Origin of the sequence: Halomonas shengliensis (assembly GCF_900104135.1) — a bacterium.
Classification (GTDB): Bacteria; Pseudomonadota; Gammaproteobacteria; order Pseudomonadales; family Halomonadaceae; genus Halomonas; species Halomonas shengliensis.
Genome location: NZ_FNIV01000005.1, coordinates 178,736 through 199,730 on the forward strand (window position 1 = coordinate 178,736; position 20,995 = coordinate 199,730).

The 20,995-nt window shown below is 71.5% G+C and carries 20 protein-coding genes; 15 read left to right on the forward strand and 5 right to left on the reverse strand.

Going from position 1 to position 20,995, the window contains the following annotated elements:
* Positions 1 to 63: 63 nt before the first annotated feature.
* Entirely contained in the window at positions 64 to 594 is a 531-nt protein-coding gene (gene ppa, locus BLP95_RS09495) for an inorganic diphosphatase (RefSeq protein ID WP_023007159.1), read from the reverse strand.
* Between the two features lie 251 nt (positions 595 to 845).
* Between ppa and BLP95_RS09500 the strand changes: the two genes are divergently transcribed.
* Positions 846 to 2,576 carry a bifunctional protein-serine/threonine kinase/phosphatase gene (locus BLP95_RS09500; protein ID WP_089678576.1) on the forward strand — a complete coding sequence of 577 codons (1,731 nt, stop codon included), beginning with the start codon at positions 846 to 848 and terminating at the stop codon, positions 2,574 to 2,576.
* A 69-nt stretch (positions 2,577 to 2,645) separates the two neighbouring features.
* Here the strand turns inward: BLP95_RS09500 and BLP95_RS09505 are convergent, their stop codons facing one another.
* Positions 2,646 to 3,902, reverse strand: a complete 1,257-nt coding sequence (locus BLP95_RS09505; protein ID WP_089678580.1) for a 6-phosphofructokinase — start codon at positions 3,900 to 3,902, stop codon at positions 2,646 to 2,648.
* A gap of 464 nt (positions 3,903 to 4,366) precedes the next feature.
* Here BLP95_RS09505 and mpl point away from each other — a divergent pair, with 464 nt between their 5' ends.
* The 3 genes from mpl (at position 4,367) to BLP95_RS09520 (ending at position 7,056) form a co-directional block, all read left to right on the forward strand.
* Positions 4,367 to 5,758: a UDP-N-acetylmuramate:L-alanyl-gamma-D-glutamyl-meso-diaminopimelate ligase gene (gene mpl, locus BLP95_RS09510; RefSeq protein WP_089678582.1), complete on the forward strand. Its 1,392-nt coding sequence runs from the start codon at positions 4,367 to 4,369 to the stop codon at positions 5,756 to 5,758.
* The gene (locus tag BLP95_RS09515; RefSeq protein ID WP_089678584.1) at positions 5,751 to 6,371 is read left to right on the forward strand and encodes a flavin prenyltransferase UbiX; all 621 of its coding nucleotides are present in this window, start codon (positions 5,751 to 5,753) and stop codon (positions 6,369 to 6,371) included. Before mpl ends, BLP95_RS09515 begins: the two co-directional genes overlap by 8 nt.
* Before the next feature lie 61 nt (positions 6,372 to 6,432).
* The gene (locus BLP95_RS09520) at positions 6,433 to 7,056 is read left to right on the forward strand and encodes a LysE family translocator (RefSeq protein ID WP_089678586.1); all 624 of its coding nucleotides are present in this window, start codon (positions 6,433 to 6,435) and stop codon (positions 7,054 to 7,056) included.
* 119 nt (positions 7,057 to 7,175) lie between these two features.
* On the opposite strand, the gene BLP95_RS09525 is transcribed toward BLP95_RS09520, so the two are convergent.
* The 3 genes from BLP95_RS09525 to BLP95_RS16885 are packed head-to-tail and all read right to left on the reverse strand — an operon-like array spanning position 7,176 to position 10,389.
* Positions 7,176 to 8,579, reverse strand: coding sequence for a bifunctional DedA family/phosphatase PAP2 family protein (locus BLP95_RS09525; RefSeq protein WP_089678587.1), 1,404 nt, complete (start codon positions 8,577 to 8,579; stop codon positions 7,176 to 7,178).
* A 27-nt stretch (positions 8,580 to 8,606) separates the two neighbouring features.
* Entirely contained in the window at positions 8,607 to 9,527 is a 921-nt protein-coding gene (locus BLP95_RS09530) for a diguanylate cyclase domain-containing protein (RefSeq protein WP_176760267.1), read from the reverse strand.
* Positions 9,520 to 10,389, reverse strand: a complete 870-nt coding sequence (locus tag BLP95_RS16885; protein WP_176760268.1) for a hypothetical protein — start codon at positions 10,387 to 10,389, stop codon at positions 9,520 to 9,522. The genes BLP95_RS09530 and BLP95_RS16885 overlap by 8 nt, the downstream gene beginning before the upstream one ends.
* A 100-nt stretch (positions 10,390 to 10,489) precedes the next feature.
* On the opposite strand from BLP95_RS16885, the gene BLP95_RS09535 reads away from it, so the two are divergent.
* The 11 genes from BLP95_RS09535 (at position 10,490) to lipB (ending at position 20,974) form a co-directional block, all read left to right on the forward strand.
* The gene (locus BLP95_RS09535) at positions 10,490 to 11,794 is read left to right on the forward strand and encodes a glutamate-5-semialdehyde dehydrogenase (RefSeq protein ID WP_089678592.1); all 1,305 of its coding nucleotides are present in this window, start codon (positions 10,490 to 10,492) and stop codon (positions 11,792 to 11,794) included.
* Complete coding sequence (nadD, locus tag BLP95_RS09540) at positions 11,791 to 12,465, forward strand: nicotinate-nucleotide adenylyltransferase (RefSeq protein WP_425402552.1); 675 nt, start codon at positions 11,791 to 11,793, stop codon at positions 12,463 to 12,465. Before BLP95_RS09535 ends, nadD begins: the two co-directional genes overlap by 4 nt.
* 68 nt (positions 12,466 to 12,533) lie before the next feature.
* Positions 12,534 to 12,896 carry a ribosome silencing factor gene (gene rsfS, locus BLP95_RS09545; RefSeq protein ID WP_023007148.1) on the forward strand — a complete coding sequence of 121 codons (363 nt, stop codon included), beginning with the start codon at positions 12,534 to 12,536 and terminating at the stop codon, positions 12,894 to 12,896.
* The gene (gene rlmH / locus BLP95_RS09550) at positions 12,893 to 13,360 is read left to right on the forward strand and encodes a 23S rRNA (pseudouridine(1915)-N(3))-methyltransferase RlmH (RefSeq protein ID WP_023007147.1); all 468 of its coding nucleotides are present in this window, start codon (positions 12,893 to 12,895) and stop codon (positions 13,358 to 13,360) included. Before rsfS ends, rlmH begins: the two co-directional genes overlap by 4 nt.
* Before the next feature lie 27 nt (positions 13,361 to 13,387).
* Positions 13,388 to 15,295 carry a penicillin-binding protein 2 gene (gene mrdA, locus BLP95_RS09555; RefSeq protein ID WP_089678596.1) on the forward strand — a complete coding sequence of 636 codons (1,908 nt, stop codon included), beginning with the start codon at positions 13,388 to 13,390 and terminating at the stop codon, positions 15,293 to 15,295.
* A gap of 3 nt (positions 15,296 to 15,298) precedes the next feature.
* Entirely contained in the window at positions 15,299 to 16,459 is a 1,161-nt protein-coding gene (gene rodA, locus BLP95_RS09560; RefSeq protein WP_089678598.1) for a rod shape-determining protein RodA, read from the forward strand.
* Positions 16,460 to 16,495: 36 nt separating this feature from the next.
* Positions 16,496 to 17,590 (forward strand): lytic murein transglycosylase B, encoded by a 1,095-nt coding sequence (gene mltB, locus BLP95_RS09565; protein ID WP_089678600.1) that lies wholly within the window; start codon positions 16,496 to 16,498, stop codon positions 17,588 to 17,590.
* Positions 17,587 to 18,528 carry a septal ring lytic transglycosylase RlpA family protein gene (locus BLP95_RS09570; protein WP_089678602.1) on the forward strand — a complete coding sequence of 314 codons (942 nt, stop codon included), beginning with the start codon at positions 17,587 to 17,589 and terminating at the stop codon, positions 18,526 to 18,528. The genes mltB and BLP95_RS09570 overlap by 4 nt, the downstream gene beginning before the upstream one ends.
* A 53-nt stretch (positions 18,529 to 18,581) precedes the next feature.
* Complete coding sequence (locus tag BLP95_RS09575) at positions 18,582 to 19,805, forward strand: D-alanyl-D-alanine carboxypeptidase family protein (protein WP_089678603.1); 1,224 nt, start codon at positions 18,582 to 18,584, stop codon at positions 19,803 to 19,805.
* A gap of 156 nt (positions 19,806 to 19,961) precedes the next feature.
* Complete coding sequence (locus BLP95_RS09580) at positions 19,962 to 20,273, forward strand: HP0495 family protein (RefSeq protein WP_089678605.1); 312 nt, start codon at positions 19,962 to 19,964, stop codon at positions 20,271 to 20,273.
* Positions 20,273 to 20,974 (forward strand): lipoyl(octanoyl) transferase LipB, encoded by a 702-nt coding sequence (lipB, locus tag BLP95_RS09585; protein WP_089678608.1) that lies wholly within the window; start codon positions 20,273 to 20,275, stop codon positions 20,972 to 20,974. Before BLP95_RS09580 ends, lipB begins: the two co-directional genes overlap by 1 nt.
* Positions 20,975 to 20,995: the final 21 nt, after the last annotated feature.

Sequence of the window (20,995 nt, forward strand, 5' to 3'; positions counted from 1 at the left end):
CCAACGACAACGGGCCGCCCCCAGGGGCGGCCCGCTCGGTGCCGGCCTCGGCCAGGCCGGGTATCAGGCCTTGTGGTAGGCGGCGGCGGCCTTCTCGATCGCCTTGCGGGCGGCCTCGACGCCTTCCCAGGATTCCACCTTGACCCACTTGCCCTTCTCGAGATCCTTGTAGTTCTCGAAGAAGTGGGCGATCTGCTGACGCAGCAGCTCGGGCAGGTCGGTGACCTCCTGGACGTCGTCGTAGAGGCTGGAGAGCTTGGCGTGGGGCACACAGACCAGCTTGGCGTCCTCGCCGGCCTCGTCGGTCATGTTGAGGATGCCCACCGGACGGGCACGGATCACGCTGCCCGGCTGGACCGGGTAGGGGGTCACCACCAGGGCGTCCAGGGGGTCGCCGTCATCGGCCAGGGTGTGGGGGATGAAGCCGTAGTTGGCCGGGTAGAACATCGGGGTGGCCATGAAGCGGTCGACCAGCAGGGCGCCCATGTCCTTGTCGATCTCGTACTTCACCGGCGCGTGGTTGGCCGGGATCTCGATCGCCACGTAGAGATCGTTGGGAAGGTCCTTGCCGGCGGGGATGTTGTCGAAGTTCATCGTCGCTTCCTTGGTAGGTGCAAATGGCGGTTGGCGAATGGCCTGGGCAGTCGCACTGGAAAAATCCGCGAAATTATACGGGCCCGCCCGGACGAATACCAATTCGACCTAGGTGCCGCCGTCGCCCGGGCCATCGCGTTGGAGCTGGGCGGCACCTTCGGAGGGGCACCGCCGCGCTGCGCTCCCGTGTATGATGGGCGCCGCCACGGGGTCGGGCCCCGGGGAGGCAACCATCGGGCAAGGAGGGACGAGTGGCAACCGCGCAGCTGTCATTGAGTTTTGGCCAGGCCTTCGTGGCGCCGGATCGCCGGCGCCATCGCAGCTCCATGTCGGTGCGCCTGCCCGAGGGGGCACAGTTCCATGCCAAGGGCGCCTGCGCGCTGATCAGCGATGCCACGGCGCGCAACGCCCTGGCCAAGCAGGCCGGCGACCTGGCCGTGCGCGGCTTCCTGGCCGACTACTATTCCACCCCCGACCACTGGGACGTCAAGACCTCCGCCACCCGGGTGCTGCGGGCCCTCAATGCCTGGGCCTACAGCCAGAGTCGCCAGGCCGCCGAGGGGGGCTTCGTCACCTCGCTCTCGGCGCTGGTGCTGCGTGGCACCGAGGGCCACCTCTTCCATATGGGCGATACCCTGGTGTTTCGCCTGCGAGGCGCCGAGTTCGAGCAGCTGACCCGCGACCACGTCAACGACCTCGGCGGCTACCGCTACCCCTCCCGGGCGCTGGGCATGGATAACAGCATCGACATCGACTATGCCCGCTTCCCGCTCAAGCAGGGCGACCTGTTCCTGTTCACCACCCGGGCGGTGCTCGGCACCCTGATGCCCTCGGAATACGTGCAGCTGATCCGCCAGGACGCCAGCGACCTCCACGCCGCCTGCGATCGCCTGGCCGCGGCGGCGGTGGAGCGGGCCCAGTCCCGCGGTTACGGCGCCGAGCCCTTCTGCTTCCAGCTGCTGCGGGTGGATGAGCTGCCCGACGCGCCCTCCGACCATCCGGCCAAGGTCTACGGCGAGCTGCCGATCCCGCCGGAGCTCTCGCCGGGGGATCGGCTGGACGGCCTGGAGGTGCAGGCGGTGCTGTCGCGCACCGCCCAGTCGCGGGTCTACCGGGTGCGCGACGTGCGCAGCGAGAGGGAGATGGTGATGAAGGCGCCGAGTCCGGAGCTCTCCCACCGCAACGCCTACCTCGAGCACTTCCTGCTCCAGCAGTGGGTGGTGGAGCGGGTCAAGTCGCCCTTCGTGGCGCGGGTGATGGAGCCCTCCCGGCCGCGGCGCTACCTCTACTACCTGATGGCCTACGTCGAGGGGGAGACCCTGGCGGAGTGGGCCCGGCGCCATCCCCAGGCGAGCCTGGCCCAGCGCCTGGATATCGCCAACCAGCTGGGCAAGGCGGTGCAGGCGCTGCACCACCGCGAGTTGCTGCACCAGCAGATCCATCCCGGCAACGTGCTGATCGACCCTCATGGCCAGGTGGTGCTCACCGACTTCAGCGCCTGCCGCATGCGCGACGGGGGCGGGCTCAAGGATGCCCGGGAGCTGGCCCGCCAGGTCGGCCTGACCGAGCACAGCGCCCCGGAGTATGCCCTGGACGACGAGATCGGCCGGCGCAGCGACCAGTACTCCTACGCCTCCACGGTCTACTGGCTGCTGACCGGCGAGTTACCCTATGCGCTGCCGCCCAACCGGCTGCTGCGGCATACCGATCTCGAGCAGCTGGTCTACCGCAGCGCCCGCCAGCGCAACCCCGAGGTGCCCCAGGCGCTGGACGAGGCGCTGCGCCGGGCGCTGGATCCCCAGCGCGCGCTGCGCTACCGGCGCCTGTCGGAGTTCCTGCGCGAGCTGCGCCAGCCGCTGGCGCGCCCCGGCGGCGAGGGACGCGCCGCCTCGCCGCGGGTGTTCCGCGACCGCGGCCACTTCTGGCAGGGCATCGCGGCGATCCTGCTGCTGCTGCTGGTGCTTTCCTGGTTGCTGCGGTAAGGCCTTCGGCCAGGTTCAAGGAGCAAGGAGAGGTTGCCCCTTGTTCCTTGAACCTTGTCCCTATGGGGCTTAGAGCTTGAACTCCGGCAGCTTGCGCTCGACTCGGTGCTTGACGAGCTTCGCCACGCGGGGCAGGCCGTTGTCGAAGGGCGGGAAGTCCTCGCCCTGGATCAGCGGCGAGAGGTACTGGCGGCACGCCTCGGTGATGCCGAAGCCGTCCTCGCGGATGTAATCGCGGGGCATGAACTTCTCGCGATTGGCGATCTCGGCCAGCGGGGCGGCCTCGATGCGCCAGGCGTAGGGGGCGTCGGAGACCCGCTTGATCGCCGGCATCATGGCGTTGCGTCCCTCGATGGCCAGCTCCACCGCCTTCTCGCCCACCGCGTAGGCCTGCTCCACGTCGGTCTTGGAGGCCAGGTGGCGGGCGGCACGCTGCAGGTAGTCGGCCACCGCCCAGTGGTACTTGTAGCCCAGGTCCTGCTTGACCATGCCGGCCAGGGTCGGCGCCACGCCACCCAGCTGGCGGTGGCCGAAGGCGTCGGTGTTGCCGGAGTCGGCGAGGAAGGTGCCGTCCTCGTAGCGCGCCCCCTCGGAGACCACGATCACGCAGTAGCCGTGCTTCCGGACCGCCTCGTCGACCCGTGCCATGACCGCCTCGCGGTCGAAGGCGACCTCGGGGAAGATCACCAGGTGGGGCGGCTCGCCCTCGCCCTGGCCGGCCAGCGCCCCGGCGGCGGCGATCCAGCCGGCATGGCGGCCCATCACCTCGAGCACGAACACCTTGGTGGAGGTGGCGCACATGGAGGCGATGTCCAGCGAGGCCTCCAAAGTGGAGGTGGCGATGTACTTGGCCACGCTGCCGAAGCCCGGCGAGTTGTCGGTGATCGGCAGGTCGTTGTCCACGGTCTTGGGCACGTGGATGGCGGTCAGCGGGTAGCCGAGCTTCTCGGAGAGCTGGGAGACCTTGAGGCAGGTATCGGCGCTGTCGCCGCCGCCGTTGTAGAAGAAGTAGCGAATGTCGTGGGCCTTGAAGACCTCGATCAGCCGCTCGTACTGGGCGCGGTGGGTCTCGATGTCCTTGAGCTTGTAGCGGCAGGAGCCGAAGGCGCCGCCCGGGGTGTGGCGCAGGGCGGCGATGGTCTCGTCGGACTCCTGGCTGACGTCGATCAGCTCCTCGGTCAGGGCGCCGATGATGCCGTTGTGGCCGGCGTAGACCTTGCCGATGCGATCGGGGTGGCGGCGGCAGGCCTCGATCACGCCGCAGGCGCTGGCGTTGATCACGGCGGTGACGCCGCCGGACTGGGCATAGAAGGCGTTATGGGCCATGGGGCTATCCTGCTCCTGGTCGCTGCTGTCGGGGGGGAGGTGGTGGACGAAAGTCGTGGGATTCTAGACGAAAGCGCCATGGGCTGCATCTGCGCGGCCCTGGGACCACGGCTATTGTGATGGATGCACCGCTCAAGGCTTTCCCGGCGACAGGCCTTCGAGGGGGCGCTGTAAACCCCTCCCTGGGTGCTACCGATGCCCTTCTGCGCTCTCGCGTCCCGCTCCGCTTGAAGGTCCGGTGCTGGCCATCCATGGCCAACCCGTTCGGAGGCATGCTCCTCACCCCTGGCATAGGACCCCCTCTACGACCTGCCCCCGGCGCCTTTCGCTATCGCCCCACGACTAACTGCGATGGCCCGCGGGAGCGCGGTCATCGGCTGGAGCGCCGCGGTGGCGCCATGCTAGGCTCGCCACTCCTCGAGCCGCGCCATGCGGCCATCGGACCCATGCTGGAGCGAGTCCCCATGCACCTTCATATCCTCGGTATCTGCGGCACCTTCATGGGCAGCCTGGCGCTGCTGGCCCGGGAGCTGGGCCACACCGTCAGCGGGTCGGATGCGGGAGTCTACCCGCCCATGAGTACCCAGCTGGAGGAGGCCGGCATCGCCCTGATGGAGGGCTACTCGCCCGCCAACCTGGCGCCGCGCCCCGACCTGGTGGTGATCGGCAATGCGCTGTCGCGCGGCAACGCCGAGGTGGAGACGGTGCTCGATGCCGGCCTGCCCTACGTCTCCGGCCCCCAGTGGCTGGCCGAGCACGTGTTGCCCGGGCGCCGGGTGATCGCCGTGGCCGGCACCCACGGCAAGACCTCCACGGCAAGCCTCGTCGCCTGGCTGCTGGAGTCCGCCGGCCTTTCGCCGGGCTTCCTGATCGGCGGGGTGCCGCGCAACTTCGGCATCTCGGCACGCCTCGGCGCCCATGACGCCCCCTTCGTGGTGGAGGCCGACGAGTACGACACCGCCTTCTTCGACAAGCGCTCCAAGTTCGTCCACTACCGCCCCGAGATCGCCGTGCTGGGCAACCTGGAGTTCGACCACGCGGACATCTTCACCGACCTGGCGGCCATCGAGCGGCAGTTCCACCACCTGGTGCGCACCGTGCCGGGCAAGGGGCGGCTGCTGGTGGCCGACCACGAGCCGGCCCTGGACCGGGTGCTGGCGATGGGCGCCTGGACGCCGGTGGTGCGCTTCGGTGAGGCGGCCGAGAGCCCCTGGCGGGTCGAGCTCGAGCGCGAGGATGCCTCGCGCTTCCGGGTGATCCACCAGCAGGGGGAGGGCGCCGGGGCCGTCGACGAGGACGCCGTGGTGGACTGGCCGCTGACCGGGGCCTACAACGCCCGCAACGCCCTGGCGGCCCTGGCCGCGGCCCATGCCTGCGGGGTGGACCTGTCCCGCGCCGCGGCGGCACTGGCCCGCTTCGAGACGCCGCGGCGCCGCCAGGAGCTGCGCGGCGAGGTGGCCGGCATCCAGGTGATCGATGACTTCGCCCACCATCCCACCGCCATCGCCGCCACCCTGGCTGGGCTGCGTGCCGCCACCGCCCGTGGCCGCCTGCTGGCGGTGATCGAGCCGCGCTCCAACACCATGCGCCTGGGGGCCCTGCGCGAGCGCCTGGCGCAGAGCGTGGCCGATGCCGATGCCGCCTTCTGGTACCGCCCCGAGGGCCTCGACTGGCCGCTCGAGGCGGTGGTGGCGGCGAGCCCGGTACCCGCCCGCGAGGAGCGCGACCTCGACGCCCTGGTGGCGGCGCTGGTGGCAGAAGCGCGGCCCTATGACCGCATCGTGGTGATGTCCAACGGCGGCTTCGGCGGCATCCACGACCGGCTGCTGGCCGCCCTGGAGGTGGCCCATGGCTGAGGCCTTTTCCCCGCCGGTGACGGTGGCGCTCACCGGCGCCTCCGGCGCCCAGTACGGCCTGCGCCTGATCGAGGCGCTGGTGGCCGCCGGCCACGAGGTGTGGGTGATGGTCTCCAAGGCCGCCCACCTGGTGATTGCCACCGAGACCGGCGCCGAGCTGCCCGCGCGGCCCGCCCGCCTGGCCGAGGCGCTCGCCGAACGCAGCGGGGCGGCACCCGGCCAGATCCGCTGCTTCGCCAGGGAGGACTGGATGGCGCCGGTGGCCTCGGGCTCCGGTGCCCCCTCGGCCATGGTGATCTGCCCCTGTTCCACCGGCACCCTCTCGGCGGTGGCCACGGGCGCCAGCAATAACCTGATCGAGCGCGCCGCCGATGTGGCCCTGAAGGAGCGCCGCCGGCTGATCCTGGTGCCCCGGGAGACGCCGCTCTCGGCGATTCACCTCGAGCACATGCTGACCCTGAGTCGCCTGGGCGCGGTGATCCTTCCCGCCGCCCCGGGCTTCTATCACCAGCCCGCGTCGATCGACGACCTGGTCGACTTCATCGTCGCGCGCATCCTCAACCAGCTCGGCATCGAGCACCGCCTGATGCCGCGCTGGGGAGAGGCGCCGTAGGCGAGTCGTCATCTCCCGCTGCCACCCTGGACGCCCATAGATCGCCCACCAAGGATCCGGTATGCCCAGCCTGTCGCTGCTCTCGGTCTTCGTGCCGACCTTCTTCCTGGTCTCCCTGACCCCCGGCATGTGCATGACCCTGGCCATGGTGCTGGGCATGACCCAGGGGGTGAGGCGCAGCCTGTGGATGATGGCCGGCGAGCTGGTCGGCGTGGGGCTGGTGGCCGCCGCGGCCGGGGCGGGGGTGGCGGCGCTGATGCTGCGCCAGCCGGAGCTGTTCGCCCTGTTCAAGTGGCTGGGCGGGGCCTACCTGGCCTACCTGGGCGTCATGATGTGGCGCTCGCGGGGGCGCATGGCGATCCCCGAGGAGGGACTCGCCGTGGCCCCCGCAGGGCGCCTGCAGCTCGCCGTGCAGGGCCTGGTGACCGCGGTGGCCAACCCCAAGGGGTGGGCCTTCTTCGTCGCGCTGCTGCCGCCTTTCCTCGACGCCGGACGTCCGCTGGCCGGCCAGCTGGCGGTGCTGGTGGCGCTGATCCTCACCATCGAGTTCTGCTGCCTGATGCTCTACGCCACCGGCGGCAGCCGGCTGCGCCGCCTGCTGGCGCGTGGCGGTAGCGTGCGCCTGCTCAACCGCATCGCCGGGACCCTGATGGTCGGCGTCGGCCTCTGGCTGGCGTTGGGGTAGGCAGCGGCACGCCTCGCGGCGCAAGGTACACGTATGATTCGGCGTAAGAAGCCGGATCCTGCCTTGCCCCTTGCCCCTTGCCCCTTGCCCCTTGCCCCTTGCCCCTTGCCCCTTGCCCCTTATACCGGCGGCAGCCAGGCGATCCGCGCCGCCGCCAGCGCCAGCGAGGCGGCGGTGAGCCAGGGCCAGGGGCAGGGCGCCAGGGGCGCCCGGGGGCGTGCCTGCCAGGTCAGCCGCACCAGGGCGCAGACCACCAGCCCCAGCTGGGCCCCGCCGACCAGGTCGCTGAACCAGTGTACCCCCAGCACCAGGCGCGATAGCGCCATCAGGGTGGCGGCCAGGATGGCACCCCAGTAGACCCAGTGGCGCCAGGCCGGGGCCAGCTCGCGGGCGGCGAAGGCGGCGGCCAGGCCGAACAGCACCACCGCGCTGGAGGCGTGGGCGCTGGGATAGGAGAAGGAGTCCGCCAGGTGGGCGGGCGCCTCGGGGCGGGGACGCACGAAGAGGGCCTTGCCCAGGGTGTTGAGCAGCGCGATGCCCACCAGGCCCCCGGCCACATGGGCGAAGGCATCCAGGCGGCGTCGCCACAGTAGCCAGGCGCCCCAGGGCAGGCACAGGGCGATGACCCCGGCGAGGTCGCCGGCCCGCGCCAGCCCCTCGCCGAGCAGGGCGAGGCCCGGGCTAGTCAGCCAGGCGAACAGCGCCTGGACGCGCAGGTCGACCGCCAGCGGGCCGTGCCCTTCCTGGTGCATCACCAGCAGGGTCCAGCCCGACACGCCGCCCAGGGCGAGCACCAGCAGCAGCAGGCTGGCCAGGGGCACCTCGCCGTCGGCGCTCTGGCGCAGCCAGAGGTTGCGCAGCAGCGGATGGCGCCGGGCCAGGCCGGCGATCAAACGGTAGCCCCGTCCGCCCCGCCCGGCGTGGTGGCGCAGCCAGGAGAAGGTCACCGCCAGCCCCAGCAGCATCACCGCCAGCAGTGCCACCAGCTGCTGCAGCGCCGGCGGTGCGTCGATCAGCCGCTCCCAGGTGCGCCCCAGCAGGTAGCCCGGCAGCACGTAGGCGGGCGCCCACAGCGCCGCCGAGGCGAGGTTGGCCCAGGTGAAGGTGCGCGGCGACATGCGCAGCATGCCGGCGATCAAGGGCACGATGGGGCGTACCGGCCCCACGAAGCGGCCCAGGAACACCGACAGCACCCCGTAGCGACGGAAGAAGCGTGCGCCCCGGGCGAGGAACTCCGGGTGTTGCGACAGCGGCCAGCGCCGGGTGACCCGTTCGTGCTGGGTATAGCCCAGCAGGAAGCTCGCCCCGTCGCCCGCCACGGCGCCGAGGAAGGCGGCGGCCAGGGTCGCCGGCAGGGCGAGCTCCTGATGCCCGGCCATGGAGGCGGCGGCGGTGATCAGCAGCACCCCCGGGACCAGCACGCCGACCAGCGCCAGCGACTCGAGCATAGCGATGCCGGCGATGATCAGCAGCAGGAGCGCGGGGGTGGGGGTGAGCTGCTGCAGCAGCTGGACCAGGGTCATGCCGGGGCTCCGCCGGTGGGTCGAGGATCAGCCATCGGCGAGGCGCCGGCCGGTGGTTTCCAGGCGCTGGCGCAGCGCCGAGAAGGTGTGCCCGGGGGTGTGCAGGCAGGTGGCGCCGCGCACCTCCAGGTGGCCGATCTCGGGCAGCCGCCGTGTGGTGGCGGCCGCCTCGATGCGCTGGCGCACCAGCAGCGCGCCGCTCTCGCCGGTGCCGGGCAGCACCAGCCAGAAGGTGGCGGGTTCGGGCCGGCCGAGGCGGTCCTGGTCACGGCTCTGCTCGGCCACCGTGGCGCACAGGGTCTCCAGCAGGGCGCGCCGCGCGGCGGTGCCGAACTGCTCGCCGGCCATCTCCAGCTGGGGCAGGTGCAGTACCACCACGGCGAGGCGCTGGTCGAGCAGCTCGGCGCGCTCCACCTCACTCTCCAGTCGCTCGAGCAGCGGCAGCGGCTTGAGCGCGGGGCACTCGTCATCGCGTGGATCCGTGGCGGCGAGCAGGGCCTGGTGGTGGCGCATGCCCCAGGGGGCGAGGCCGCCGGCACCCACCAGCGCCAGGTAGGCCACCACGAGCCCCGGGGAGAGGGCGCCGTCGGCCAGCAGCAGCCACACCGGCGCCAGGCTGAGGTTGAGCAGGGTGGCCGGGCCCAGCGGCAGCAGCAGCAGGGTCAGCAGCGCCGGCAGCCCCAGCCACAGCGTCGGCAGCGCCCCCTCTCCGGGCAGCGAGGTGGCGATCAGCAGGTAGCCGCACACCAGCGCCAGGTAGGCGGAGAGCCGGGCGGTCTCCTGCTGGCCGAGGCGCATCAGGGCGGCGATCAGCAGCAGCGGGGCGAGCAGCGCCGGCAGCAGGATGCGGCCGTAGTCGGCCACCAGGTAGTACCACAGCGCCTGGCCCAGCAGCAGCAGGGCGCCCAGCGCGTAGAGCACGGCCAGCCGTCGCGGTGTGTCAGGCATCGTCGCGCGCCTCCGTGGCCCGGGCGAGGGGTGGCTGCCGTTCCAGCTCGCGAGTCGCCTCGGCCAGGCTGCCGAAGCGTGCCAGGGGCGTGGCCCGGGCGCGTTCGAAGGGCGCCAGCTCCGCCAGCAGGGCCGCGCGTCGTTGGTCTGCCTGCTCGGCGTCGCGACACACCAGCAGGGCCGCCAGGGTGCGACCATCGAGGCGATAGCAGTGCTCGAAGCGCCGCGTCATCTCGCACAGCCGGCGGGCCACGGCCCACAGGTGGCGTCGGCGGGTGCGCAGCAGCAGCAGCTCGGCATGGGTGCCATCCCGCTGGGCGCGGCCGCGCTCGCGGGCCAGGTCGTCGGCCAGGCGGGCCCGGGGCCAGAGGCGAAGCCCCGGCACCAGGCTGACCCGGGCCCGGGCCTGGCCGTGGGGCGCCGGCCGCCAGCGGGCACGGTTGAGCCCCAGCGCCAGCAGCAGGGCGAGGGTCAGCCCCGCGGCGAGCGCCTGCTCGGGGGGCAGCAGGCGTGCCAGCCAGGCCCAGGAGCCGGCGGCGAGCAGCACGTTGAGGGCCGCCATCCAGGCGGGCTGGGGCAGCATCACCAGGGCCGCCCAGGCCCACAGCCAGAACGGGTAGCGGTCGCCGGCGCTCCATAGCAGGGCGGCCAGCAACAGGCTGGGCAGCAGCTGCCAGGGCACCAGGGGCGGGCGGCGGTGGCTGAACTCCACCAGCAGGGCGGTGATGCCGAGCCAGGCCGCGGCCAGGCCCAGCAGCAGCGCCTCGGAGAGGTCCCTCGCTCCGGGCACCATCAGCGCCGGAAACACCCCCGCCAGCAGCAGGTTGGCGCGCAGCAGGCCGACTTTGTACTTGCTCTGCATGGTGGCTTACTATGACTCCCTTTGCGTAGCGTGCCCGGCGGCGTGAGTATAGCGCCGTTCCGGGGCGTCCTGGCCACGCCCACAGGAGACACCTTCCGGCATGACAGCTCAAGTCCCGAGCGATGGCGCCACCGGCGCCGCGGCGATCCACGATATCGATGCCTACATGACCCGGCTGGGCCAGGCGGCCCGCGAGGCCGCCACGACCCTGCGCCGCACCCCCACCGGCGCCAAGAACGCTGCCCTGCTGGCCATGGCCGAGGCCCTCGAGGCGGCGCGGGGCGAGGTGCTGGCCGCCAATGCCCGTGACCTCGAGCGCGGGCGGGCCGGCGGCCTCGACGCCGCCCTGCTCGACCGCCTGGCGCTGGACGACGCCCGTATCGACGCCATGCTCGAGGGGCTCTCCCAGGTGGCGGCCCTGCCCGATCCTGTGGGCGAGATCGACGGCCTGCGCGCCCGCCCCAGCGGCATCCAGGTGGGGCAGATGCGCGTCCCCCTTGGGGTGATCGGCATCATCTACGAGTCGCGCCCCAACGTCACCCTGGAGGCGGCCAGCCTGTGCCTGAAGTCGGGCAACGCCGCCATCCTGCGCGGCGGCAGCGAGGCCCGCGACTCCAACGCCGCCATCGCCGCCTGCATCGCCCGGGGGCTGGCCGCCGCCGGCCTGCCGGCGGGGAGCGTGCAGGTGGTGGCCACCACCGACCGCGCCGCCGTGGGCCGGCTGATCGCCATGCCCGAGTTCGTCGACGTGATCATCCCGCGCGGGGGCAAGTCGCTGATCGAGCGCATCACCCGTGAGGCGAGGGTGCCGGTGATCAAGCATCTCGACGGCGTATGCCACGTCTACCTGGACGCCACCGCCGACCCGGAAAAGGCGCTGGCGATCGCGGTCAACGCCAAGACCCATCGCTACGGCACCTGCAACACCATGGAGACGCTGCTGGTGGATGCCCCCCTGGCCGCGTCGCTGCTGCCGAGGCTGGCTGCCGCCTACGCCGACAAGGGGGTCGAGCTGCGCGGCTGCGAGCGTACCCGGGCGCTGGTGCCCGAGGCGCTGGCCGCCGAGGAGGCCGACTGGCACGCCGAGTACCTGGCGCCGGTGCTGGCGATCCGTGTGGTGGATGGCATCGAGGCAGCCATGGCCCATATCGAGCGCTACGGCTCCCAGCATACCGATGCCATCGTCACCGAGTCCTGGAGCCTGGCGCGGCGCTTCCTGGCCGAGGTGGATTCCAGCTCGGTGATGGTCAACGCCTCCACCCGCTTCGCCGATGGTTTCGAGTATGGCCTGGGGGCGGAGATCGGCATCTCCACCGACAAGCTGCATGCCCGCGGGCCGGTGGGCCTGGAGGGCCTGACCACCCGCAAGTACGTGGTGTTCGGCGACGGTCAGGTGCGTCGGTGACCCGGCGGGAGGCTGCCCCCGCGCGGGTCGCCATGCTCGGCGGCACCTTCGACCCGATCCACCTGGGCCACCTGCGCAGCGCCGTGGAGCTGCGCGAGGCGCTGGCCCTCGACCGCGTCCACCTGATCCCCGCCAAGGCCCCGCCGCTGCGCGGGGAGCCCCGGGTGGCGCCGGAAACCCGCCTCGAACTACTGCGCCTGGGGATCGGCGATACCCCGGGGCTGGTGGCCGACGACCGCGAGCTCGCCCGCGAGGGCCCCTCGTTCAGCGCCGATACCCTGGCCTCGCTGCGCGAAGAGCTGGGCGAGTCGGCGCGCCTGGTGATGGCGCTGGGCCACGACGCCTTCCTGCGCCTGGCCGAGTGGCACGCCCCCGAGCGGCTCTTCGCGCTGGCCAATCTGGTGGTGGTCGACCGCCCCGACTTCGAGGCGCCGCTGCCCGCGGCGCTTGGCGAGCTGATCGCCGGGCGCGAGTGCGTGGATGCCGAGGCGCTGATGGCGCGCCCCGCCGGGGGCCTGCTGCGCCTGGCGCTGCCGACTCGCATGGCGATCTCGGCCACCGCGCTGCGCCGGCGCCTGGGCGAGGGCCGCAGCGTGCGCTACCTGCTGCCCGAGGCGGTGGAGCGCCATATCCTGAGCCATGACCTCTATCGGACGCCCCGCGCGCACTGAACGCCGCCTGCCAGCCGGCGGTCAAGGCGTTACAATGTCCGTTCAACGACAGCCTGACAGAAGACCCTATGCACATCGACGCACTCAAGACTCTGGCGGTGGACGCGCTGGAAGAACTCAAGGCCAAGGACATCGTCCAGCTCGACGTCTCGCGGCTGACCAGCGTGACCGACCTGATGATCATCGCCAGCGGTACCTCCAGCCGTCACGTGGCGGCGCTGGCGCAGCGCGTGGTGGAGCGGGCCAAGGAACAGGGCCTGCAGCCACGCGGCGTGGAGGGCGAGGCCGGTGCCGACTGGGTGCTGGTGGACCTGGGCGACGTGGTGGTCCACGTCATGCTGCCCGAGACGCGCCAGCTCTATGACCTGGAGCGGCTGTGGGCGGACCTGCCCAGCGACCTGGAGCGCGACGGCGAGCTCTCCGGGGCATGAGGGTCCGCCTGCTGGCGGTGGGCACCCGCATGCCGGCCTGGGTCGAGGAGGGCGTCGAGACCTACCGCAAGCGGCTGCCCCGGGACTTTGCCCTGACGGTGGAGGAGATCGCCCCGGGGCAGCGCGGCAAGAACGCCGACACCGCACGCGCCATCGCCACCGAGGCGGAGCGCCTGCGGGCCCGCCTGCGCGGCGATGAGCACCTGGTGGCGCTGGAGGTGGGCGGCAAGGCCTGGAGCACCGAGCAGCTGGCCGAGCAGGCCGAGGCGTGGCGCATGGGAGGGCGCGATGTCGCTCTGCTGGTGGGCGGGCCCGATGGCCTGGCCCCCGAGCTCTCCGCCGCCGCCGACCAGCGCTGGTCGCTGTCGCCGCTGACCCTGCCGCATCCGCTGGTGCGCATCCTGCTGGCCGAGCAGCTCTATCGTGCCTGGACCCTGATGGTCGGCCACCCCTACCACCGCTGAGTCGTCTCACGCCGGAGCGGGAGCCCGATGCGCAAGTCTCGTCACACCCTCAAGAGCCCCGAGCAGGAGCTGCGCATCTTCCGCGCACGGGCCCTGCTGGCGGCGGTGCTGGTGGTCGGCCTCACCGGCCTGCTGATGGGCCGCCTGGCCTACCTGCAGGTGGTGAAGCACGAGGTCTTCATCACCCGCTCCGAGAAGAACCGGGTGCGGGTCGAGCCGCTGCCCCCCACCCGCGGGCTGATCTACGACCGCAACGGCGTGCTGCTGGCCGAGAACCGCCCCACCTACAACCTCACCCTGGTGCGCGAGCGGGTCGAGGATCTCGACGCCACCCTCGACCGGCTGGTGGAGATCCTCGCCCTCTCCCCGGAGGAGGCGGAGGCCTTTCGGGTGCGCTCGCGCCAGCGCCAGCGCCCCTTCCAGCCGGCACTGCTGATGAGCGACCTGGACGAGCGCCAGATCGCCCGGCTGGCGGTCAATCGCCACCTGCTGCCCGGGGTCGAGGTGGAGGCCCAGCTGCTGCGCTACTACCCCGACGCCGAGATGATGGCCCATGCCCTGGGCTACGTGGGGCGCATCAACGCCGAGGAGCTCGAGCGCCTGGACCCCGGCCGCTATGCCGGTACCCACTTCATCGGCAAGACCGGGGTGGAGCGCTTCTACGAAAGCGAGCTGCACGGCGAGGCGGGGCTGCGCAAGGTGGAGACCAACGCCCGGGGCCGGGTGCTCCGCGAGCTGGGGCGCACCGACCCGGTGCCCGGCAAGGACCTGACCCTGACCCTGGACAAGGAGCTGCAGCGCCTCGCCTTCGAGCTCCTCGACGGGCGTCGCGGCGCCATCGTCGCCATCGAGCCTGCCAGCGGCGAGATCCTGGCGCTGGTCTCGGCGCCGGGCTTCGACAGCAACCAGTTCGTCACCGGCATCGACGTGGCCTCCTACCGCGGGCTGCAGGAGGACCTCGACCTGCCGCTCTACAACCGGGCGATCCGCGGCCACTATCCTCCCGGCTCCACCATCAAGCCGTTCCTGGCGCTGGCCGGCCTCAAGGAGGGGGTGATCACCCCCGACACTACCATCTACGACCCCGGCTACTACCAGCTGCCCAACGACAGCCGGCGCTATCGCAACTGGCTGCGCTGGGGCCATGGGCGGGTCGACATGGAGCGCTCCATCGCGGTGTCCAACAACACCTACTACTACACCCTGGCCCACGACCTGGGCATCGATCGCATCCATGCGAACATGACCGACTTCGGCTTCGGCACCCGGGTGGCCCACGACGTCTTCGGCGAGAGCGACGCCCTGATGCCCTCCCGGGACTGGAAGCGCGGTCGCTTCAACCAGCCCTGGTACCCCGGCGAGACCCTCTCGGTGGGGATCGGCCAGGGCTACTGGCAGATCACCCCGCTGCAGCTGGCCACCGCCACCGCGGTGCTGGCCAACCGCGGCGACTGGGTCAAGCCGCGCCTGGCCAAGGGGCTGGGCGACGACCCCGTGCCCACGGCGCTGCCGGAGACCCCGGAGGACATCACCCTGGCCAACGAGGGGTGGTGGGATCGGGTCTTCTCCGGCATGGAGAAGGTGATCTCCGGCCATGAGGGGACCGCACGGCGCACCGGCGTGGGGCTCGAGTACCGCATGGGAGGCAAGTCGGGCACTGCCCAGGTCTTCTCCCTGGGGCAGGATGAGAAGTACAACGCCGAGGAGCTCGCCGAGCGCCTGCGCGACCATGCGCTGTTCATGGCCTTCGCGCCCATCGAGGCGCCGCAGATCGCCGTGGCGGTGATCGTCGAGAATGCCGGCGGAGGCAGCACCCACGCCGCCCACCTGGCCCGGGCGATGACCGATGCCTGGCTGCTGGACGAGGAGGAACCCGACGTGGAGTCCCTGCGTGAGGAACTGGAGGAAGACGATGGCCGCGTGGCGGGGAACTGACCCATGGCGCTGAGCGATCTCACCCGCCCCTGGCGGCCGCGACCGGTCAAGGCCCCGGTCAGCGGCATGCGCCGCCGCCGTGGCCTGTGGGAGCGGCTGCACCTGGACCCCTGGCTGCTGGGGATGCTGCTGCTGCTGATGGGGGCCGGACTGGTGGTGATGTACAGCGCCAGCGGCCAGCGCCTCGAAGTGGTGACCGCCCAGGGGATCCGCTTCGGCGTGGCCCTGGCGGTGATGGCGGTGATCGCCCGCTTCTCCCCGGCGACGATGATGCGCTGGGCGCTGCCCGCCTACCTGCTGGGGGTGATCATGCTGGTGGCGGTGGAGCTGGTGGGCGACATGGGTATGGGCGCCCAGCGCTGGCTGGTGATCCCCGGGGTCATCCGCTTCCAGCCCTCGGAGCTGATGAAGCTCGCCATGCCGCTGATGGTGGCGGCCTACCTGAGCCGTCGGGAGCTGCCGCCGCGGCTGCGGGACCTGGCGGTCTGCGCGCTGATCATCGGGGTGCCGGTGGTGCTGATCGCCCGGCAGCCGGACCTCGGTACCTCGCTGCTGGTGGCGGCCTCGGCGGTGTTCGTGGTGCTGCTGGCGGGGATCGCCTGGCGCATCATCGCCGTATTGGCCGCCCTGGCGGCGTCGGCGCTGCCGCTGTTGTGGATGAACATGCACGACTACCAGCGGCGTCGCGTGCTGACCTTCCTCGACCCCGACAGCGACCCCCTCGGCGCCGGCTGGAACATCATCCAGTCCACCACCGCCATCGGCAGCGGCGGTGTGCTGGGCAAGGGCTGGCTCGAGGGCACCCAGTCGCAGCTGGAGTTCCTCCCCGAGCGCCATACCGACTTCATCGTGGCGGTGCTCGGCGAGGAGTTCGGCCTGGTGGGGATGCTCGCCTTCCTGGTGCTCTACCTGCTGATCGTCTGCCGCGGTCTGTGGCTCGCCGCCGAGGCCCAGGAGACCTTCGGCCGGCTGCTGGCGGGCAGCCTGATCCTGACCTTCTTCATCTACGTCTTCGTCAACGTCGGCATGGTCAGCGGCATCCTGCCGGTGGTCGGCGTGCCGCTGCCGCTGGTCAGCTACGGCGGTACCTCCAGCGTGACCTTGATGGCCGGTTTCGGTATTCTCATGGCCATTCACGCCCACCGCCGCCTGCTGCCGAGGTAGTGCCGCGGGGCGGGTGCCGACAGGAGGAGGCCTCACATGACGCCGTCATGCATTCAGGGAAGGAAAGGGCGCCCGCAGGGAACGAAGGGGCGCCTGGCCGCAGTGGCGTGTGTCGGGCTGCTGGCCGCGTCGCCGCTGGCCGCCCAGGAGTTCGCCCCCGAGCGCCACGCCGGCGCCCGGGCGCTGGCCGGGGAGCTCGCGTCGCAGGGCCTCGACCGCGCCTGGCTCGATGAGGCGCTGGGCCAGGCACGCTACCGCCAGGAGGTGCTCGACGCCATGTCCGGCGCCGCCGAACGTCGCCTGCGCTGGGACGAGTACCGCGCCATCTTCCTCGATGCCGAGCGCATCCATGCCGGGGTCGCCTTCCTCGCCACCCATGCCGACGCCTTCGCCCGCGCCGAGGCCGAGCACGGCGTGCCGGAGGCGATCATCGCCGCCATCCTCGGGGTGGAGACCCGCTACGGGCAGATCACCGGCCGTCACCGGGTGCTCGACTCCCTGGCGACCCTGGCCTTCCACCATCCGCGCCGTGGTGACTTCTTCCGCCGCGAGCTGGGCGCCTTCCTGGAGATCGCCCACGAGCAGGAGGTGCCCGCCGACGAGCCGCTCGGCTCCTACGCCGGGGCCATGGGCTACCCGCAGTTCATCCCCACCAGCTATCGCGCCTACGCCGTGGACTTCGACGACGACGGCCTGCGCGATCTGTGGAGCAACCCGGTGGACGCCATCGGCAGCGTGGCCAACTACTTCGCCGAGCATGGCTGGCGCGCGGGGGAGCCCATCGTCCGCGCGGCCGAGGGGCCGTCCACCCCGCCGGCGGGCATCGACTTCAACCGCGCGGCCCGGCCGCCGGCGACCCCGGCCGGCGCGCTGCGCGATGCCGGGATCGCGGTGCCCGAGGCGATCGACGACGCCCATCGCCTGCTGCCGGTGGCGGTGGAGGAGGGCGAGGGCAACTGGCGCTATCGGCTCGGCGAGCACAACTTCTACGTGATCACCCGCTACAACCACAGCCACCTCTATGCCATGGCGGTGATCGAGCTGGCCGAGGCGATCGCCGCGGCGCGCGAGCTCGAGGCCCACTGGCTCGAGGCGGTAGATGCCGACGGCGACGAGGAGACGCGCCCATGAGAGTCGCGCCCATGAGCCTGCGCTGGTCCGCGATCCTGCTGCTGGCGACCCTGGCCGGCTGCGCCGGCGGTGGGGGGGCCGCGCCCTCCGACCCCGGCCAGGCGGTTATCGCCACGTCCGGCGGGCGCTACGCCATGTCCGGCGACGCCTACCCCGAGGAGCCGCCCGATGTCAGCCGGGTGCCCGACGCGGTGCCCCGCCACGAGCCGCGCTCCCGCGGCGGCAACCGCGCCAGCTACGAGGTATGGGGCAAGACCTATCACGTGCTGCCCGACGCCAGCGGCTACGTCAGGCAGGGCACGGCCTCCTGGTACGGCGAGAAGTTCCACGGCTACGCCACCTCCAACGGCGAGATCTACGACATGTACAAGATGTCGGCGGCCCACCGCTCGCTGCCGCTGCCGACCTTCGCCCGGGTCACCAGCCTCGACAACGGCCGCTCGGTGATCGTGCGGGTAAACGACCGTGGCCCCTTCCACAGCGAGCGCGAGATCGACCTCTCCTATGCCGCCGCGGCCCGCCTGGGTTTCCTCGACGCCGGCACCGGCCGGGTGCGGGTCGAGGCGATCGACGTCGACCGCTGGCTGGCCGAGAACGGCGGCGGGCAGGGCGCCGCCGCGCCCCGCCCGTCGGCGCCGGCGGCCGCACCGGTCGACGCGCAGCCCGCCACACCCTCTCGCGCGGCCGCCTCGCCCTCTGCCCCGCAGCAGGCCCCGCGCTACCTGCAGGTGGCGGCGCTGGGCTCCGCCGAGAGCGCCCGGGCCCTGCGCGTCCGCCTGGAGAACGAGCTTTCCCGGCCGGTGCGTGTCACCCAGGCGGCCGGTACCCACCGGGTCCAGGTGGGCCCCCTGGCGTCGGGGGACGCTGTCGCCCCGGTGCAGGAGGCCCTGCGCCGTGCCGGCTTCCGCGAGAGCTTCATCGTCAAGGAGGCCGAGTGACCGGCCTCGTTCCTTCTTCTCCGTTTCCAGAACGTCCTGTCGAGAGTCGCCCCATGAAAGCACTGTGTTTCCCGTCCTGTCGCCGCCTGCTGCCGGTGCTGCTGGCCTGCCTGGCGCTGCTGCTGACGCTTCCCGCCCTGGCCCAGGAGGGCCCGACCCCGGACCCGGCGCCCCAGCCGCAGGTCCTGATCCCCTCGCCGCCGCAGCTGGCGGCGAGCTCGTGGATCCTGATGGATGCCGACAGCGGACGGGTGCTGGCCGAGCATAACGCCGACGAGCGGCTGCCGCCGGCCAGCCTGACCAAGCTGATGACCGCCTACCTGGTGGAGCGCGAGCTCGATCGCGGCAACATCGCCATGGATGACACCATCCCGGTGAGCGAGAACGCCTGGCGCACCGGCGGCTCCAAGATGTTCATCGAGGTGGGGGAGCGCGTCTCCATCCGTGACCTGCTCTACGGCATCATCATCCAGTCGGGCAACGACGCCAGCGTCGCCGTGGCCGAGCACCTGGCCGGCGGCGAGGCGCCCTTCGCCGACCTGATGAACCAGCACGCCGACCGCCTGGGGCTGACCAACACCAGCTTCCGCAACGCCACCGGGCTGCCGGCCGAGGATCACTACTCCTCGGCCCGTGACCTGGCGCTGCTCTCGCGCCATATCATCCAGGATTACCCCGAGCACTACCGGATCTACGCCGAGAAGTACTTCACCTACGCCGATATCCGTCAGCCCAACCGCAACCGCCTGCTGTGGCGCGACCCCAGCGTGGATGGCCTCAAGACCGGCCACACCGAGGCGGCGGGTTACTGCCTGGTGGCCTCGGCCAAGCGCGACGAGATGCGCCTGATCTCGGTGGTGATGGGCACCAGCTCCGAGGAGGCCCGCGCCCAGGAGACCCAGAAGCTGCTCAGCTACGGCTTCCGCTACTTCGAGACCCTCAAGCTCTACGACCGCGGCTCGGTGCTGGATACCCCCCGGATCTGGGGCGGGCAAAGCAACCAGCTGCGCGTCGGCGTCGATCGCGACGTGGTGATGACGGTGCCGCGGTCCCGCAACCAGGAGCTCACCGCCGCCCTTGAGGTCCAGCAGGACATCGAGGCGCCGGTCAGCCAGGGCCAGCGGGTCGGCACCCTGGAGGTGCGCCTGGGCGAGGAGGTGGTCGGCGAGCAGCCGCTGGTCGCCCTGGAGGCGATCGAGGAGGGCGGCTTTTTCAAGAAGCTGATCGATCAGGTGCAACGCTTCTTCAGCAACCTGATCGGCGACTGGCTGGGCTAGCCACCGCATCGCCAGTCGACGCGCAAGGAGCAGGCCCGAGGACCTGCTCCTCGCGTCTGGGGCGGTGTTAGAGCCCTGGCCGCGCCGTCCTGCATTGGTCACTCCTCCGGCGGTCGAGTAAAATAGTTGGCCTATTCACGACGACCCGGAATCCGCATGAACGACAAGTCGCTTCGCGACCTGCGTCGCCCCAGTCGCCCGGCCTCGGGCAAGCCGCCCAAGATCACCTTCCCCTGCCGCTACCCGCTCAAGGTGGTGGGTGACGCCGCCGAGGACTTCGCCGCGGTGGTGTGCCAGATCGTCACCCGCCACGACCCCGAGTTCGACGCCTCGCGCATGCAGGTGGTGGATAGCCGCAACGGCCGCTTCCAGTCGGTGCGCATCTCCATCCATGCCACCGGCGAGGCGCAGCTGCAGGCGTTGTTCGTCGAGCTCAAGGCCACCGGCCGCGTGCATATGGTGGTGTGATGGACCAGGCCACTCCCCGGCGTGAGACCGAGCAGCGTGCCATCGAGCTGCATCGCCTCGGGCGGCGCCCCTACCAGCCCGTCTGGCAGGCGATGCGCGAGCTCACCGACCGCCGTGATGCCGATACCCCCGACCAGTTCTGGCTGGTCGAGCACGACCCGGTCTTCACCCAGGGGCAGGCAGGCAAGCCGGAGCACCTGCTGATGCCCGGCGATATCCCGGTGGTGCAGACCGACCGCGGTGGCCAGGTGACCTACCACGGCCCCGGGCAGGTGGTGCTCTATCCGCTGATCGACGTGCGCCGCGCCGGCCTCGGCGTGCGCCAGCTGGTCAGTGCGCTGGAGAATGCGGTGATCGCCCTGCTCGCCGAGCACGGGGTGACGGCGCGGGCACGCCCCGATGCGCCAGGGGTCTATGTGGCACTGGCCGAGGGAGGAGAGGCCAAGATCGCCTCGCTGGGTCTCAGGATACGCCGCGGCGGCAGCTTCCACGGCGTGGCGCTCAATGTCGACGGCGACCTCTCGCCCTTCCAGCGCATCAATCCCTGTGGCTACGCGGGCATGGCGATGACGCGCCTCGCCGACCTGGTCGACGACTGTCCCGGCGTGGAGCGCGTGGGAGAGCGCCTGGCCGAATGCCTGGCGCGGGAGTTGGGCAGGACTCTAGCTTCCAGCCACAAGCTACAAGGAAACCCCTTGTAGCTCAGTGTCTCGGTGAGATGA